Here is a 14,262-nt window from a genome sequence, read left to right as displayed (position 1 = left end):
GCGTCCGGAGGGGTGGCGCGCGGGGCGTCCGCGCGGGTGCGGGAAGGGTGGCGGGCGTGGCCGAGGACGACTACCTCAGCGGGACGATCCGGGCGTACGACCGGGACCCGGAGCGCTACGAATGGGCCACCGCCGGGATGCTGCCGGACGCCGAACTCGACGCGTTCGTCCGGCTGTTGCCCGACCCGGCCGGGCGGGTGCTGGACGTCGGCTGCGCCTTCGGGCGGGACACCGGGCTGCTCGCCGCCCGCGGGCTGCGGGCGCGGGGCGTCGACCTGTCGCCCGCGTTCGTGGCCCGGGCCGCGGCGCGCCACCCGGAGCTCGACTTCCGGGTCATGGACGCCCGGCGGCTGGCCTTCCCGGACCGGCACTTCGCGGGCGTCTGGTGCCAGGCCACGCTGCTGCACCTCAAGGACCACGACGTCGGCGCGGCGCTGGCCGAGTTCCGCCGCGTGCTGGCCCCCGGCGGGGCGCTGTTCGCCGGCTTCAAGGAGGGCGAGGGCGAGGAGGAGGTCATCGAGCGCTTCAGCAGCGACGCGTCGCGCTTCTACCGCTACCAGTCCGCGGCCCGCGTCACCGCGCTGCTGGAAGCCGCCGGCTTCCGGGTCGCCGCCGTCGAACGCTCGCACGAGGCCGAGCGGTACGGCCCCGGCCACCGCGACCTGACCTGGCTGCACGCCTTCGCCACCGCCCCCGTCCCGGACGGGGGCTGACCGGGCGTCCGGTCAGTCCTGGGCGGGGGTTCGTAAGGTGGGGGGTGACGTTGACCGCAGGACCGGGAGGACGGCATGGCGACGATTCACCGCACCACCTTGGAGCCGGGCAAGTTGGAGCTGCTGGCGAAGTGGCTGCCGGAGCAGGAGTGGTTCCGTCCGGGGGGCGGGGAGCTGGTGCGGGCCGGGGGGTTCCGGCTGGACGATCCGGCGGGGGAGGTGGGGATCGAGCTGATGGTGGTGACGGACGGCCGGGACGCCTACCTGGTGCCGATGGCGTACCGGGGCGCGCCGCTGGAGGGGGCGCCGGCCGGGGCGCTGATCGGGGTCTCGGAGCACGGGGTGCTGGGGACGCGCTGGTTCTACGACGGTGCCCAGGACCCTGTGGTGCGCGAGGAGTTGGCCCGGATGCTGCGCGGTGAGGCGGTGCCGCAGATGCAGGGCGAGAGCGACGCGGTGGACGGCAGCGTGGCGGTGGCGCCGGTGGCGGGCGAGGTCGTGCCGGTGGTGCGCCGGGTGCTGGAGCCGGCCGGGGAGCCGGTGGCGGGCCAGGTGGTGGCGGGGTACACCGCGCCGGACGGGTCGGCGCTGCGGGCGGTGTTCGTGGCGGACGGGCGGTCCTGACGGAGGTTCAGAGCGCGGCGTAGAGCGCGGCGGCGTCGTCGTGGGCCTTGCTGCGGGGCCAGCGCAGGCAGGCGGCGTCGGAGCGTTCGGCGGCCCGGACCTGGGCGATCAGCTCGGCCGGGCCGTCCTGGGCGAGCAGCCGGAGCGCGTCGGCCCAACTGCCCAGTTCCAGGCGGTCGGTGTAGCGGGCGGCGCCGTCCGAGAGGGCGGCCACGCCGTGCAGGTCGGCGCGGGCGACGGCGCCGGTCTCGGCGTGCGCGGCGGCGTGCGGGGTGGCGGCGGCGATCCACGGGCCGCGGCCGGTGTTGCGGGCGGCCCGGACGGCGACCGCGTACCGCAGGTAGAGCGCGGCGCGTTCGGCGGTGCCCGGGACGGTGGACCAGATCTGCCGGCGCAGCGCCTCGCCGTCGGGGAAGCGCTGGTTGTCGCCGATCACCCGGGGCGGGCCGTCCTTGAGGTGCAGCACCAGCAGGGAGTCGCCGAGCGCCAGGTACTCCAGGGTGTCGCCGCGCAGCCGGGCGGCGACCACCATGGCGGCGGGGGTGGCCGGGTCGGTCAGGTCGCAGGCGCCGTCGTGCAGGGCGGCGGTCCCGGCGATCGCGTCGGCCAGGCAGTCGGCCATCGGGCGGTCGGTCCGGTCGGTGAGCCTGGTCAGCAGGTGGACGCCGAGGCGGCGCACGTACCAGGCGATGCCGTGGGTGCAGCCGGACCGCAGGGTGTCCGGGGCGCTGGAGCCGTCCAGGAGGACCAGGGCCTCCGGGGTGGCGGCCGCGAAGTCCTCGTTGGCCCGGTCGGGGCGGCGCGCGTCGACTGCCAGCTCTACCCGCATGCCCACCAGTCTGCGGCCGGGGCCCGGCCTCGAACAGGGGGACGACCGTGATCGCTTCGCGGAATGATTCGGACATAATGGTACGAAAGTGTGCCAATCAGTCGCAGTGTCCCGGCCTCCGGCCCCGGCAACAGGAGCACCCCATGGTCTGGCAGTTCTTCGTCCTGGTGATCGCCTCGATCGGCTTCCCGGTCCTCACCCTGCTGTTCATGATGGGCGGTCTGGAGTACCGCGAGGACCGCCGGCACGGGCACGGCGCGGCGCGCCAGGGCTGACGGACACCGACATCGGCTGACAGCACCCCCCGTCGGCATGACAGGGTGGGCACTCAGTACACCCGTCTTCCGCCCAGGAGGTCCCCCCATGAGCAGCGACACCGCCCCGGCCGCCGAGCCCTCGCCGGACGCCACCGCCGGTGCCGAGGCCGCCGCCCCGGACGACCAGAAGGCCAAGTTCCTGGCCGCGCTCCAGCGCAAGGGCAACGAGAACCGGAACGCCGCCGGCGGTCCCGGCGGCGACTCGAAGATCCACGGCACCCACGGCGCGGCCGGCGGCAAGCGCACCTTCCGCCGCAAGAGCGGCGGCTGAGCGGACCCCGCCCGGCACCCGGACGGCCGGCCCCGCGCACGGAGCGCGGGACCGGCCGTCCGGCGTTCCCGCCCGTCCGGCGTTCCCGCCCGTCCGGCGTTCCCGCCCGGCCGGCGTCCCCCGACCGGCCGGCGTCCCCCGACCGGCCGCCGGACGCGGTCGGGGGCGCGGTCGGGTCCGGCGGCCGGGCCGCGGTCAGGCCGCGGGCGCGGTCGGCGAGACCGGCAGCGGCCGAGGCGCCGGTGCCGGTGCCGGTGCCGGCAGCGGCTCGGCGAGGAAGGCCAGCGCGTTGTCGACCACCGTCGGCTCGGACAGCACCCGGCGGTGCCCCAGGCCCCGGGTGGTGATCAGGCGCAGCTGCCGCTCGCCGTACGCCGCGCGCAGCAGGTGCGCCTGGCGGAGCGGGACGACCTCGTCGCCCTCGTCGTGCACCACCAGGATCGGCGCGCCGACCCGTTCGGGGCGGTGGGTGGCGTCGAAGCGCCGCCAGACGTCCCCGGCGTCCGGCAGCAGGACGCGTTCGATCCGCCGGGCGAGGTCCGCCTTGAGGCGGTCGTTCAGGCCCAGGCCGGCGGTGAACCCCTCGACCAGGAAGCCGAATTCGGCGACCCCGGCGACGGCGACCAGGCGGCCGACCGGCACGCCCTCGGCCATCGCGAGGAAGGTGCAGCAGACCCCGAAGGAGTGCGCGACGGCGCCCTCGAACGGGCCGTGCCGCTCGGCGAGCCGGCCGATCAGCTCGCGGTACTCCAGGATCGTGGTGGCCCGCCCCGCGGAGTCGCCATGGCCGGGCGCGTCGAAGGCGACCGGGCTCATCCCGAGGTCGAGCAGGCCCCGCACGTACGGCGCGAACCGGGACGCCCGGGACTGCCAGCCGTGCACCAGCAGCACCGGCCGCCGGCCGTCGCCCCAGCGGTAGGCGCGGACCCGCTTGCCGTTGACCGTCAGTTCCTCGGTGGTGGCGCGGTCGTGCAGTTCGCGCTCCGCCGTGCGCACCCGGCTGCGGCGGACCGGGCGGCGGAAGAGTTCGTAGGCCACGCGGCCCGGCGGGGCGGTGGCGACCAGGGAGGTGGCGTTCAGCGTGGTGCGCAGGAGAGCGGTGGCTGCCATGGGCAGGATGTTAGCACGATCGTTCGTGCAGTTTTGTGGATGAGAAGAAGCCCCGCGCCGGAGCCGGGCGGGGCGGTCACGGGGCGGGGCGGTCACGGGCGGGGCAGAGCGGGAAGCGCCGGGAAGTGCTGGGAAGCGCCGGGGAGGACGGACCCGCCGGTCAGGCCGTGGGAAAGCCGAGCAGACGGCGGATCGTCCGCGCCGCCCGGTCGTAGCGGGACGGGTCGTCGTGCAGCACCGCGAGGCTGTTCGCGCTCTCCATCAGGGCGGTCAGCAGCAGGGCCAGCTCCACCGGGTCGGTGCCCGTCGGCAGCTCGCCGGACGCGTCGGCCGCCCGGGCCAGGTCGGCGACCAGGCCCTCCCACTCCAGCGCCGACTCGGCCAGCGCGTCGCGCAGCGGGCCGGGCCGGGCGTCGAACTCGGCCGTCACCGCGTAGAAGAAGCAGCCGCCCGCGAAGACCCGGCCGCGCGAGTAGTCCAGCCAGTGCTCGCACAGCGCCAGCAGCCGGGCCGCCCCCTCCGGACGCTCCAGCGCCGGGGTGACCACCCGGTCGTAGAAGATCCGCCGGGCCGCCCGGACGGTGGCCAGCTGGAGCTCCTCCTTGGAACCGAAGCCCGCGAACACGCCGCTCTTGCTCAGCCCCAGGTCCGCCGCCAGCCGCCCGATCGACAGGGCCTCCAGGCCCTCGACCGACGCGATCTGCACCGCCCGGCCGAGCACCGCCCGCCGGGTCTCGTTGCCGCGCTGGACCCGGCCGTCGGTGGAGCGGGCCTCCGGGGAGACCTCGACGGGGACGGCCACGGCCGGGGCGGCCGCAGCGGGGACCGTCGCAGCGGGGGCGGCCTTGGTGGAGGGGCTGGCGGCCACGGGAACACCTCCGGCGGGGCGGGTCGGGGACACCCGCCAGCGTACGCCGGGGCGGCCGTCAGCCGGTGTGCTCGTCCGGCAGGTACGGGGTCTCGCGCAGGAAGAGCGCCCCGCAGGTGTGGCAGTTGCGGTCGGGGTCGAGGGTCCAGCGGGTGGCCTCCTCGACGGGGGCGGTGGCGGCGAGCTCCTTGCCGCACAGGGCGATGAGGTCCGCGTTGCGGACGATGTGCCAGCTGACCACGGAGTCCGTGGCACCGTCCGGGCCGGTCTCGGCGCGCATCTGATGCATCATGATCACCATGGTCCGTCGCCCGGACCGCTCCGGCAATTCGGCCCCGGACGGTACCGCGCCCGGGCCCCTCCCCCGGCACGCCCGGGCCCCTCGCCCCGGCGTGCGCGGCTCAGCCCCCGGCCGGGGGCTCCGGCAGCACCTCGCGGACCTCGACCGGCATGTTCATCGGCCTCCCGTCGTGCCCGGGCGCGGCGGAGACCAGGGCCGCGATCTCGACCGCCCGCGCCTCGTCCGCGCAGTCGACGATCCACCAGCCGAACAGGAACTCCTTGCGGTCCGGGAACGGCCCGCCGGTGACGGCGGGCGCCCCGTCGGCGGCCCGCACGATCCGGGCGGTCTCCGGCGCCGCCAGGCCGCGGGCCTCGACCAGTTCGCCGGTGGCGGTCAGGTCGGCCACCGCCCGCCGCATGTGCGCGACGTGCGCGGCGGCGGCCCCGGCGTCCCAGGTCGGGATCGGCGGGACGGGGGTGTCGTCCTGGCTGAAGTGCAGTTGCAGCATGTACGTCACGGCGGGGCTCCTCGGGGCGCGGCTGGTTCGTCGTCCTCCGTACCGGGGTCGGAGCCGGGACGCCGCTCTCGACATCCCGAGGCCCCGACGTCCCGGCACCGTACTGCGCCCGCGGGGCTCAGTCGGTGGCGCGCAGGGCCCGCCAGGCCGCCAGGGTGGCCAGCAGCAGGGCGGTGCCGGAGACGCAGAAGCCGACCCGGGCGCCGACGTGCTGGGCGACGAAGGTGACGGCGAGTCCGGTGAAGGGGAGGGTGCCGGTCATCGCGCTGCCCCACAGCGACATCACCCGGCCGCGCATCTCGGGGGCGGAGCGCAGCTGGGCCAGGGTGTTGGCGGTGGCGATGAACCAGATCGAGGTGAGGCCGACGGCGGCCATGCCGATCACCGCGACGAGGGCGTCGGGCGACAGCGCGGTGCCGAGGACGGCGACGGAGGTGATCAGCGCCAGGGTGCGCACCCGGCGCGGGGTGGGTTCGGGCGCGGAGGCGGCGAGCAGCGCGCCGGGCAGGCCGCCGATCCCGAACGCGGCCATCAGCAGGCCGTACCCGCCGCCGCCCATCTGCAGGGAGCGGCTGACCAGCGGCGGGAGGGTGAGGTTCATCGCGAAGATCAGGCCGCTGGCGGCGGACATCGGGAGCAGGCCGCGGACGATCGGCGAGCGCCGGGCGTAGGCCAGCCCCTCGCGGGCGCTCGCCCGCGGGCCGCGGACGACCTCCCGGCGCGGGCCGCCGTCGGCGGGGCGGAGCTTGATCAGGGCGATCATCGGGGCGGCGTAGGCGAGGCCGTTGAAGGCGAAGCAGAACGCCGGGCCGTTGGTGGCGAGCAGCGCGCCGGCGATGCTGGGGCCGATCACCCGGGAGGCGTTGAGCGCGACCTCCCAGAGGCCGACCGCGCTGGCCACCGAACCGGCGCCGACCAGGTCGACCACGAAGACCTGGCGGGCCGGGGAGTCGACGGTCGCGATCAGCCCGGTGCAGGTGGCGAGCGCCAGCAGCACCCACAGGTGGACGCCGCCGACGGCGGTGACCAGGGCCAGGGTCAGGCCGACGGCCATCATCAGGCCCTGGGTGAGCAGCAGCAGGCGGCGCCGGTCGGAGCGGTCGACCAGGGCGCCGGCCCACGGGCCGAGGACCAGCGTCGGGCCCCAGGTGCAGGCCGTCAGGACGGTCAACCAGACGGCGTTGTGGGTGAGTTCGAAGATCAGCCAGGACAGTGCGACGCCCTGCGCGAGGGTGCCGGACGCGGACGTCAGCTGGCCGTAGAACCAGATGCGGAAGTCCCGCCCCTGGAGGGCCTGACCCATCCGGGACAGCGCGCGACGAGGTGCGGAGCGCGGCTCCGCGGCAGTGGTGGTCATGGTCCCTCCGGTGGCCGGTCTAGACCTTAACCGGAGTTCCGGGGCGCTCGGCCAGCGGGTTTCGGGCCATGAGACGGGCCGCGGGACAGGCCCTGGGACGGGCCCTGGGACGGGCTGTGGGTCGGCCGGACGGGCCCTCAGGAGGCGGTGCGCAGCAGCGGGGCGGTCGGGCGCGGGGTGAGGATCTTGTCGAAGCTGACGGTGGCGCCGCGCAGGGGGTGGGTGCGCAGCTGGACGCGGTCGGCCAGGGCGTGGATCAGGAACAGGCCGCGGCCGCACTCGGCGTCCAGGTCGGGGATGGTGTCGGCGACCGGGGTCGGCAGCGCGGGGCGCAGCGGGGGCAGCACGTGGGTGTCGTAGGGGGCGGGGCGGTCCGCGGCGGGGCGGCGGACGGCGAGCACCCGGGCCGGGACGGAGGCCCGACCGCGGCGGGTGCGACAGCGCGGGCCGGGCCGGTCGGCGGCGGGGCGGCGCGGCGCGGCCGGGCGCGGGCCGGGGCGCTCGGCGGCCACGGGCGCGACGGCGGGGGCGGGCTCGGACGCGGCGGCGGGGGCGGCGGGGGCGGCCGGGCAGGCGTTGGCGACCTCGATCCGCAGCAGGTCGCCGCTGAGCGAGGCGGTGACCTGGAAGGTGTCCCCCGGGTGGGCGGGTACGGCGTGTTCGACCGCGTTGGCGCACGCCTCGGTGAGGGCCAGTCCGAGGTCGAAGGCGATCTGCGGGTCGACTCCGGCGGAGTCCATGGCGCCGAGCAGGATGCGGCGGGCGAGCGGCACGCTGGCCGGGTCGCGCTTGAGGTGCAGAGTCCACCAGATGTCCACGGGAGATCCCTCCTGGCTGCGGCTCCACATACAACTAGCTATCTCCTCGGCCGTGCGCGGTGAACCGTCCGCACGAGCGAAGCCCGCCCGTTCGGCGGATGGACCGGCCCCGCCGGGTGTGCCGATCAGCGCGTGGCCGGTGAGTGCGCCGGGCGGTTTCCCGCCATTCGCGACGGGTTGCCGACCCTGCCCCGGTACCGGGTGTAGGCGGTGAGATGATGGCCCGGCCATGACCGACCCCACCGCCGCCGCCCGCCGGGCCGCCGCCGCGCCCGCTGGACGGGTGCCGACGGCCGCCTGGGACCTGCGGCTGCTGCGGGCGGTGCCGTTCGCGCTGGTGTGCACGCTGGTGGCGGCCTTCGGGCACGTCCGGGCGGGCGGCGCGGTGGCACCCGACACGCTGGTGCTGGGGTTCGCCGCGGTGTGCGCGGTGGCGGCGCTGGCCGGCGGGCGGGAACGCCCGCTGGGGGCGATCGCGGCCGGGCTGGGCACCGGGCAACTGGGCCTGCACCTGCTGTTCCACTCCTTCGGGAGCGGGCTGGGCGGCGGCCGGGCGATGGCGCACGCGCAGATGGCCGGAAACGGCTCCACGGACCCGCTGGTGGTCGCCGCGGGCCGGCTGCTGTGCGACGACACGCCCGGCAACGGGCTGACCGTCGTCCCGCTGGACACCACGCCGGAGCAGGTGGTGAGCGCCGCGGGCCTGGACCCGCAGGCGGTGGTCGCCGCCGCCGCGCCGCACGCGTCCGGCTGGCTGGGGCTGACCCCCGGCATGCTGCTGGGGCACCTGGCGGCGGCGCTGGTCGCGGGCTGGTGGCTGCGGCGCGGCGAGGCCGCGCTGTGGCGGCTGGTGCGGACGGCCGCGCTGACCGCCCGGGAGTGGGCGGCGCCGGTGCGCCGCGCGGTGGCGCTGCTGACGGCGCTGCTGCTGGGCGCCGAGCGCCCGGCCGCGCCGCGCCGGGCCGGGTGTCCGGAGGACTGGCCGCTGCCGGTGGCGGCGGTGCTGCGGCACAGCCTGCCGCGCCGGGGACCGCCCGCGGTGGCGTTCGCGCGCTGACCGGGCCCGGGGGAACCGGGGCTCGGGCGCGCGCCGCTGCCGCCGTGCCCGCGCCCTGAGCGGGCCGGCCGAGTCTCCCGCACCTCCCCCACCGGGCCGGCGCGCACCGCCGCGCGGCCCCTCTCCTCAGGAGTCCCCTGATGCGTTCGCTTCCCGCCCGTCGTTCCCTCGGCGCGCTCGTGGTGGCGGCCGGCGCCCTGCTGGCGTCCGCCGTGCCCGCCTTCGCCCACGTCACCGTCCAGCCCGGCAGTGTCCAGCAGGGCGGCTACAGCGCCGTGGCGTTCCGGGTGCCGAACGAGAGCGACACCGCCTCCACCGTGAAGGTCGAGGTCAACCTGCCGCTGGACCACCCGATGGCCTCGGTGCGCACCCAGCCGGTCCCGGGCTGGACCGCCGTCCTGGAGAAGTCGAAGCTCGACAAGCCGCTGGACTCGCACGGCCAGCAGATCACCGAGGCCGTCTCGAAGATCACCTGGACCGCCAACGAGGGCACCAAGATCGCGCCCGGGCAGTACCAGGACTTCGCGGTCTCGCTCGGCGCGCTGCCGACCGACACCGACACGCTGGTCTTCAAGGCGCTCCAGACCTACGACAACGGCGACGTGGTCCGCTGGATCGAGGAGGCCAAGGACGGGCAGCCCGAACCGTCCAAGCCCGCCCCGGCGCTGAAGCTGACCAAGGCCGCGGGCGCCACCGCCATGGCCGCCGACCAGCACTCGGCGGACTCCACCGGCAAGCAGGAGGCCGCGTCCGGCGCGAAGTCCTCCGACTCGACCGCCCGCACGCTGGGCGTGGTCGGCATCGTGGTCGGCGTGGTCGGCGCGGCGCTCGGCGCGGCCGGGCTGCGCCGCCGTTCCGCGCAGTCCTGACGCCCCGCCGGGGCGGGGCCGCCGCACGTCCGGCGGCCCCATCCCGGCCCCTCGCCGCACCCGGCGCCGCCGCGCGCCCGCTCCCGCGCACCACCCGCTCCCCGCACGAACAGGAAAGTCCCTTGGTCTCCCTCCGCCGCACCCGCCCCCGGCTCCTGACCGCCGCCGCCCTCGTCCTGGGCGCCTCGCTCGCGCTGTCCGCCTGCTCCTCGTCCGGAGGAGACGCGCAGGACACCGGGGCGGCCAAGGTCAGCAGGAAGGCGTCGACCAGCCAGTACCAGGGCACGGTGCTGAGCAAGAACTTCGAGAAGCCGGACTTGGTGCTGGACGACACCTCCGGGCAGCCGTACGACCTGCGGGCGCGGACCGCGGGCCGGACGGTGCTGCTGTTCTTCGGGTACACCAGTTGCCCGGACGTCTGCCCGACCACGATGGGCGACATCGGCGTGGCGATGTCGAAGCTGACCCCGGAGCAGCGGGCGAAGCTGGCGGTGGTGTTCGTCTCCACCGACCCGGAGCGGGACACCCCGCAGGTGCTGCGGACCTGGCTGGACTCGATGGGCAAGGACTTCGTCGGGATGACCGGCGACCTGGCGAAGGTGAAGGCCGCGGCCAAGCCGCTGGGCATCCTGGTCGAGGACCCGGTGGTGGACGCCAAGGGCGCGGTGACCTCCACCCACGGCGCGCAGGTGCTGGCGTTCCTGCCCGGCGACGACAAGGCGCACCTGCTGTACATGGCGGGCACCTCGATCGACGTCTACCGGCACGACCTGGAGCTGATGGCGAACGGGGTGGCGGTGTGAGCCGGGCGTTCCGGCGCGGCGCGCTGGTCGGGGCGGGGCTGGCCGCCGCCCTGGCGGTGGGCGCGGTCGCGGTGGCGCACCAGTCCGACGGGCCCGGCGGCGCGCCGCGGCTGACCGTCGCGGACCCGTACATACCGCTGCCCGCCACGCCCGACGGGATGGGCGCGGGCTACCTGACGGTCCGCAACAGCGGCGGCGCGGACACCCTGGTGGGGGTGAGCAGCCCGGCCGCCGGGTCGGTGACCATCCACCGCTCGACCGACACCTCGATGGAGCCGGTCGCGGCGATGGACGTGCCGGCCGGCGGCACCCTCGACCTGGCCCGCGGCGGCGCACACCTGATGATCATGGACTGGGCCAGGCGGCCCGCGCTGGGCGACGAGCTGGAACTGGACCTGGAATTCGCCAAGGCGGGCCGGGTCGTGGTCAAGGTCCCGGTGAAACCGCTGACGTACCGTCCGGGTAGCTGATCGGCGATGGCGACGAGAAGGGGCACGCACGTGGTGACAGGGGCGAGGCGGCGGCTGGGCGCGCTGCTGGCGGTGCTGGTGGCGGCGCTCGGGCTGGTGCTCGGCGGGGCGACGGCCGCGTCCGCGCACGCCAGCCTGGAGGGCACCGACCCGCAGCGGGGCTCGGTGGTGGCCACCGCGCCCGCCGCGGTGACGCTGACCTTCAGCGAGGGCGTCTCGCTGGCCGCGGACTCGGTGCGGGTGCTCGACCCGCGGGGCGAGGCGGTCGACGACGGGAAGCCCGAGCACGTCGACGGCAAGGAGTCGACCGCCCGGGTGGGGCTGCGCCCCGGCCTGGCCGACGGCACCTACACGGTGGCCTGGCGGGCCGTCTCGGAGGACTCCCACCCGGTCGGCGGCGCCTTCACCTTCTCCATCGGCGCCCCCTCCGACACCTCGGTCAACGCCGCCGCCGTGCAGGGCGCCGAGGCCGACGGCGCGGTCGCCTTCGCCTACGGCACCGCCCGCACCGTCGCCTACCTCGGGTTCGCGCTGCTGGCCGGCGCCGCCGCGTTCGTGATCGCGGTCTGGCCCGGCGGCGCGGCCGTGCGCGGCGTGCAGCGGCTGCTGATGACCGGCTGGATCGGGCTGCTGCTGTCCACCGTCGCCGTGCTGATGCTGCGCGGCCCGTACGAGCGCGGCACCGGCCTCGGGCAGTCCTTCGACCTGTCGCTGGTGCGCGCCACCCTGGACGAGCGGATCGGCACCGCGCTCGCCGCCCGGCTGCTGCTGCTGGCCGCCGCGGGCGTCTTCCTGTCGCTGCTGGTCGGCCAGTTGGGGGTGCAGCAGCCGAAGCCCGCCACCGCCCCGGAGCCCGAGGCACCCGAGGACCCCGAGGACGAGGAGGAGGCGGAGCTGCGCCGGCTGGAGCGGGCCGCCGCCGAGCGCCCGCAGCGCGACACCCGGCTCGGCCTCGGCCTGGCCGGGCTCGCCCTCGCCCTGGCGCTGTCCGCGACCTGGGTCGGCGCCGACCACTCCTCGGTCGGCATCCAGGTCGCCCTCGCGCTGCCGCTGGCCGCCCTGCACCTGCTGGCGATGGCCGGCTGGCTCGGCGGCCTGGCCGTGCTGGCCGTCGGCCTGCGCCACGGCCTGCCCGCCGCCGCCGTCGAGCGCTTCTCCAGGCTGGCGTTCTGGCTGGTCGCGGTGCTCGTGGCCACCGGCGTCTACCAGTCCTGGCGCGGCCTCGGCTCGTGGAGCGCGCTGGTCGACACCTCGTACGGGCGGCTGCTGCTGGTCAAGGTCGGCTGCGTGGCCGCGATGCTCGGCGTGGCCTGGATCTCCCGCGCCTGGACGGCCCGGCTGCGCACCGCCGACGAGACGCCGTCCGTCGCGGCGGTCGGCGGGGCCGCCGACCCGGACGCGGTGGACGCCGAGCCGGTGGACGCCGAGCCGGTGAGGGCCGCGGTCGGCGGCGGCGACCCGGAGCGGGCCGCCCAGCTCGCCCGGCAGCGGGCGCTGCGGGTGCGCGCCCGGGGCGAGCGGGCCGGCGGGGGCTCCCCGGCCCGGGCCGGACTACGGCGCAGCGTGGTGGTGGAGACCTCGGTGGCCGTGCTGGTCCTGGTGGTCACCACCCTGCTCACCAACTCCCCGCCCGGACGCGTCGCCCAGGCCGCCGCCGACGCGCCCGCGACCGCCCCCTCCGCCGGGGCCCCGGCGGCGCCCGGGCGGACCGCGGAGCTGAAGCTCCCGTACGACACCGGCGGCCGCACGCCCAACGCCAAGGGCACCGCGACCGTCACCGTCGACCCGGTCGGCACCGGCCCGAACGCGGTCACCCTCAAGCTCACCGACTCCACCGGGCAGCCAGCCGAAGTCCCGGAGCTCGAGCTGGCGTTCACCCTCCCCGACCGCGACCTCGGCCCGCTCCCCGTCACCCTGCAGCCGCAGGGCGCCGGCAGCTGGAGCGGCACCGCGCAGCTCCCGCTGGGCGGGGTGTGGGTGGTGTCGGTGACCGTCCGCTCCTCCGACATCGACCAGGTGACGGCCACCCAGCAGCTGAAGGTCGGCCAGTGAGCACCGCCGAGCGGCCGGGCACCGCCGAGCGGCCGCCCGCCGCCGCGCCGGAGCGGGCCGCCGCGCCGGGGGCGGTGCGGGGGCCGTCCCGGCGGGCGGTGCTCGGCGGGGCCGGGGCCGGGCTCGCGGTGGGCGCGGCCGGCGGGGCGTGGGGCGGCCGGGCCTCGGCGCAGGCCCCGGCGGCGGGCGCCGGGGCCGCGCCGGGCGGGGCCCGGGTGCCGTTCCACGGGGCGCGGCAGGGCGGGATCGTCGAACCGGCCCAGGCCCGGGTCGAGTGGGCGGCGTTCGACCTGCTGTCCAGCACCCGCCGGGACGGGCTGGCCGCGCTGCTGCGCGGCTGGTCGGCGGCGGCGGCCCGGATGGCCGCGGGCGAGCCCGCCGCGGAGGGCGAGAACCAGATCGCGCTGGACGCCGGGCCCGGCTCGCTGACCGTCACCTTCGGCTTCGGCGCCACCCTGTTCGACAAGGCCGGGCTGGCCGACCGCCGCCCCGAGGCGCTGACCGCGCTGCCCGCCTTCCCCGGCGACGCGCTGGACCCGGCCCGCTCCGACGGCGACCTGTGGGTGCAGGTCGGTGCCGACGACGCCCTGGTCGCGGTGCACGCGCTGCGGGTGCTGGTGCGGCTGGCCACCGGGCTGGCCGCGCCGCGCTGGCTGATGTCCGGCTTCGCTCGGACGCCCGGCGCGACCCCGCACCCGATGACCGGCCGCAACCTGATGGGCCAGGTCGACGGCACCAACAACCCGCGCCCGCAGGACGAGGGCTTCGCCGCCACCGTGTTCGCCACCGGCCCGGACTGGATGGCCGGCGGCAGCTACGCCGTGCTGCGCCGGATCAGGATGCTGCTGGAGGGCTGGGACACCCTGCCGCTGGAGCGCCAGGAGCGGATCGTCGGCCGCCGCAAGAGCGACGGCGCCCCGCTGTCCGGCGGGCCGGACGCCGTCGAGCGCACCCCCGTCGACCTGGCCGCCACCCACCCGGACGGCACCCTGGCGATCGCCCCCGACGCGCACGTCCGGGTCGCCGCGGCGGCCTCCAACGGCGGGGCGGCGATGCTGCGCCGCGGCTTCTCCTTCCACGACGGCCTGCTGCCGGACGGCTCCCCCGACGCCGGGCTGCTGTTCGCCGCGTACCAGGCCGATCCGGCGCGCGGCTTCGTGCCGGTGCAGCAGCGGCTGGCGCGCGGCGACGGCCTCTCCCGCTACCTGCGGCACGAGGCGTCCGCGCTGTTCGCGGTGCCGCCGGGCGCGCCCGAGGGCGGGTACGTGGGGCAGCCGCTGCTGGAGGGCTGAGCCCGCCGGGGG

17 protein-coding genes are annotated in these 14,262 nt (G+C 77.0%); 10 read left to right on the top strand and 7 right to left on the bottom strand.

Going from position 1 to position 14,262, the window contains the following annotated elements:
- The first annotated feature begins 56 nt into the window (after positions 1 to 56).
- Complete coding sequence (locus tag QMQ26_RS18935) at positions 57 to 713, top strand: class I SAM-dependent methyltransferase (protein WP_282202077.1); 657 nt, start codon at positions 57 to 59, stop codon at positions 711 to 713.
- Positions 714 to 788: 75 nt separating this feature from the next.
- Positions 789 to 1,337 (top strand): maltokinase N-terminal cap-like domain-containing protein, encoded by a 549-nt coding sequence (locus QMQ26_RS18930; RefSeq protein ID WP_282202076.1) that lies wholly within the window; start codon positions 789 to 791, stop codon positions 1,335 to 1,337.
- A gap of 7 nt (positions 1,338 to 1,344) precedes the next feature.
- On the opposite strand, the gene QMQ26_RS18925 is transcribed toward QMQ26_RS18930, so the two are convergent.
- Positions 1,345 to 2,166, bottom strand: a complete 822-nt coding sequence (locus tag QMQ26_RS18925) for an integrase (RefSeq protein WP_282202075.1) — start codon at positions 2,164 to 2,166, stop codon at positions 1,345 to 1,347.
- 143 nt (positions 2,167 to 2,309) lie between these two features.
- On the opposite strand from QMQ26_RS18925, the gene QMQ26_RS18920 reads away from it, so the two are divergent.
- On the top strand, positions 2,310 to 2,441 hold the full coding sequence (locus tag QMQ26_RS18920; protein WP_282202074.1) for a hypothetical protein: 132 nt from the start codon (positions 2,310 to 2,312) through the stop codon (positions 2,439 to 2,441).
- A gap of 88 nt (positions 2,442 to 2,529) precedes the next feature.
- On the top strand, positions 2,530 to 2,754 hold the full coding sequence (locus tag QMQ26_RS18915; protein WP_100837110.1) for a DUF5302 domain-containing protein: 225 nt from the start codon (positions 2,530 to 2,532) through the stop codon (positions 2,752 to 2,754).
- A gap of 195 nt (positions 2,755 to 2,949) precedes the next feature.
- Here QMQ26_RS18915 and QMQ26_RS18910 read toward each other — a convergent pair whose 3' ends face one another.
- From QMQ26_RS18910 to QMQ26_RS18885, 6 genes are all read right to left on the bottom strand, one after another.
- Entirely contained in the window at positions 2,950 to 3,864 is a 915-nt protein-coding gene (locus QMQ26_RS18910) for an alpha/beta fold hydrolase (protein ID WP_282202073.1), read from the bottom strand.
- Between the two features lie 160 nt (positions 3,865 to 4,024).
- Positions 4,025 to 4,666: a TetR/AcrR family transcriptional regulator gene (locus QMQ26_RS18905; protein ID WP_100838569.1), complete on the bottom strand. Its 642-nt coding sequence runs from the start codon at positions 4,664 to 4,666 to the stop codon at positions 4,025 to 4,027.
- A 124-nt stretch (positions 4,667 to 4,790) separates the two neighbouring features.
- Positions 4,791 to 5,024 (bottom strand): hypothetical protein, encoded by a 234-nt coding sequence (locus QMQ26_RS18900; protein ID WP_159073119.1) that lies wholly within the window; start codon positions 5,022 to 5,024, stop codon positions 4,791 to 4,793.
- Between the two features lie 109 nt (positions 5,025 to 5,133).
- Positions 5,134 to 5,523 carry a YciI family protein gene (locus tag QMQ26_RS18895; protein ID WP_282206563.1) on the bottom strand — a complete coding sequence of 130 codons (390 nt, stop codon included), beginning with the start codon at positions 5,521 to 5,523 and terminating at the stop codon, positions 5,134 to 5,136.
- Positions 5,524 to 5,650: 127 nt separating this feature from the next.
- Positions 5,651 to 6,889, bottom strand: a complete 1,239-nt coding sequence (locus QMQ26_RS18890; RefSeq protein ID WP_100837114.1) for an MFS transporter — start codon at positions 6,887 to 6,889, stop codon at positions 5,651 to 5,653.
- A 137-nt stretch (positions 6,890 to 7,026) separates the two neighbouring features.
- Positions 7,027 to 7,707 carry an ATP-binding protein gene (locus tag QMQ26_RS18885; protein ID WP_282202072.1) on the bottom strand — a complete coding sequence of 227 codons (681 nt, stop codon included), beginning with the start codon at positions 7,705 to 7,707 and terminating at the stop codon, positions 7,027 to 7,029.
- Between the two features lie 229 nt (positions 7,708 to 7,936).
- On the opposite strand from QMQ26_RS18885, the gene QMQ26_RS18880 reads away from it, so the two are divergent.
- The 6 genes from QMQ26_RS18880 (at position 7,937) to efeB (ending at position 14,250) form a co-directional block, all read left to right on the top strand.
- On the top strand, positions 7,937 to 8,764 hold the full coding sequence (locus QMQ26_RS18880) for a hypothetical protein (protein WP_282202071.1): 828 nt from the start codon (positions 7,937 to 7,939) through the stop codon (positions 8,762 to 8,764).
- Positions 8,765 to 8,904: 140 nt separating this feature from the next.
- Positions 8,905 to 9,633 carry a YcnI family copper-binding membrane protein gene (locus QMQ26_RS18875; RefSeq protein ID WP_282202070.1) on the top strand — a complete coding sequence of 243 codons (729 nt, stop codon included), beginning with the start codon at positions 8,905 to 8,907 and terminating at the stop codon, positions 9,631 to 9,633.
- A 122-nt stretch (positions 9,634 to 9,755) separates the two neighbouring features.
- Positions 9,756 to 10,436: an SCO family protein gene (locus tag QMQ26_RS18870; RefSeq protein ID WP_282202069.1), complete on the top strand. Its 681-nt coding sequence runs from the start codon at positions 9,756 to 9,758 to the stop codon at positions 10,434 to 10,436.
- Entirely contained in the window at positions 10,433 to 10,906 is a 474-nt protein-coding gene (locus QMQ26_RS18865; protein ID WP_100837118.1) for a copper chaperone PCu(A)C, read from the top strand. Before QMQ26_RS18870 ends, QMQ26_RS18865 begins: the two co-directional genes overlap by 4 nt.
- Positions 10,907 to 10,912: 6 nt before the next feature.
- Entirely contained in the window at positions 10,913 to 12,958 is a 2,046-nt protein-coding gene (locus QMQ26_RS18860) for a copper resistance CopC/CopD family protein (RefSeq protein ID WP_282202068.1), read from the top strand.
- Positions 12,955 to 14,250, top strand: a complete 1,296-nt coding sequence (efeB, locus tag QMQ26_RS18855) for an iron uptake transporter deferrochelatase/peroxidase subunit (RefSeq protein WP_404813918.1) — start codon at positions 12,955 to 12,957, stop codon at positions 14,248 to 14,250. The genes QMQ26_RS18860 and efeB overlap by 4 nt, the downstream gene beginning before the upstream one ends.
- Positions 14,251 to 14,262: the final 12 nt, after the last annotated feature.

The sequence above is a fragment of the Kitasatospora fiedleri genome (assembly GCF_948472415.1).
Classification (GTDB): Bacteria; Actinomycetota; Actinomycetes; order Streptomycetales; family Streptomycetaceae; genus Kitasatospora; species Kitasatospora fiedleri.
This window is presented reverse-complemented; position numbering and strand designations above follow the sequence as displayed.

Coding starts and splice junctions, on each gene's coding strand:
- QMQ26_RS18930 (WP_282202076.1), top strand. CDS start 789: ATGGCGACGATTCACCGCACCACCTTGGAGCCGGGCAAGTTGGAGCTG.
- QMQ26_RS18925 (WP_282202075.1), bottom strand. CDS start 2,166: ATGCGGGTAGAGCTGGCAGTCGACGCGCGCCGCCCCGACCGGGCCAAC.
- QMQ26_RS18920 (WP_282202074.1), top strand. CDS start 2,310: ATGGTCTGGCAGTTCTTCGTCCTGGTGATCGCCTCGATCGGCTTCCCG.
- QMQ26_RS18915 (WP_100837110.1), top strand. CDS start 2,530: ATGAGCAGCGACACCGCCCCGGCCGCCGAGCCCTCGCCGGACGCCACC.
- QMQ26_RS18910 (WP_282202073.1), bottom strand. CDS start 3,864: ATGGCAGCCACCGCTCTCCTGCGCACCACGCTGAACGCCACCTCCCTG.
- QMQ26_RS18900 (WP_159073119.1), bottom strand. CDS start 5,024: ATGATGCATCAGATGCGCGCCGAGACCGGCCCGGACGGTGCCACGGAC.
- QMQ26_RS18895 (WP_282206563.1), bottom strand. CDS start 5,523: ATGCTGCAACTGCACTTCAGCCAGGACGACACCCCCGTCCCGCCGATC.
- QMQ26_RS18890 (WP_100837114.1), bottom strand. CDS start 6,889: ATGACCACCACTGCCGCGGAGCCGCGCTCCGCACCTCGTCGCGCGCTG.
- QMQ26_RS18880 (WP_282202071.1), top strand. CDS start 7,937: ATGACCGACCCCACCGCCGCCGCCCGCCGGGCCGCCGCCGCGCCCGCT.
- QMQ26_RS18875 (WP_282202070.1), top strand. CDS start 8,905: ATGCGTTCGCTTCCCGCCCGTCGTTCCCTCGGCGCGCTCGTGGTGGCG.
- QMQ26_RS18860 (WP_282202068.1), top strand. CDS start 10,913: ATGGCGACGAGAAGGGGCACGCACGTGGTGACAGGGGCGAGGCGGCGG.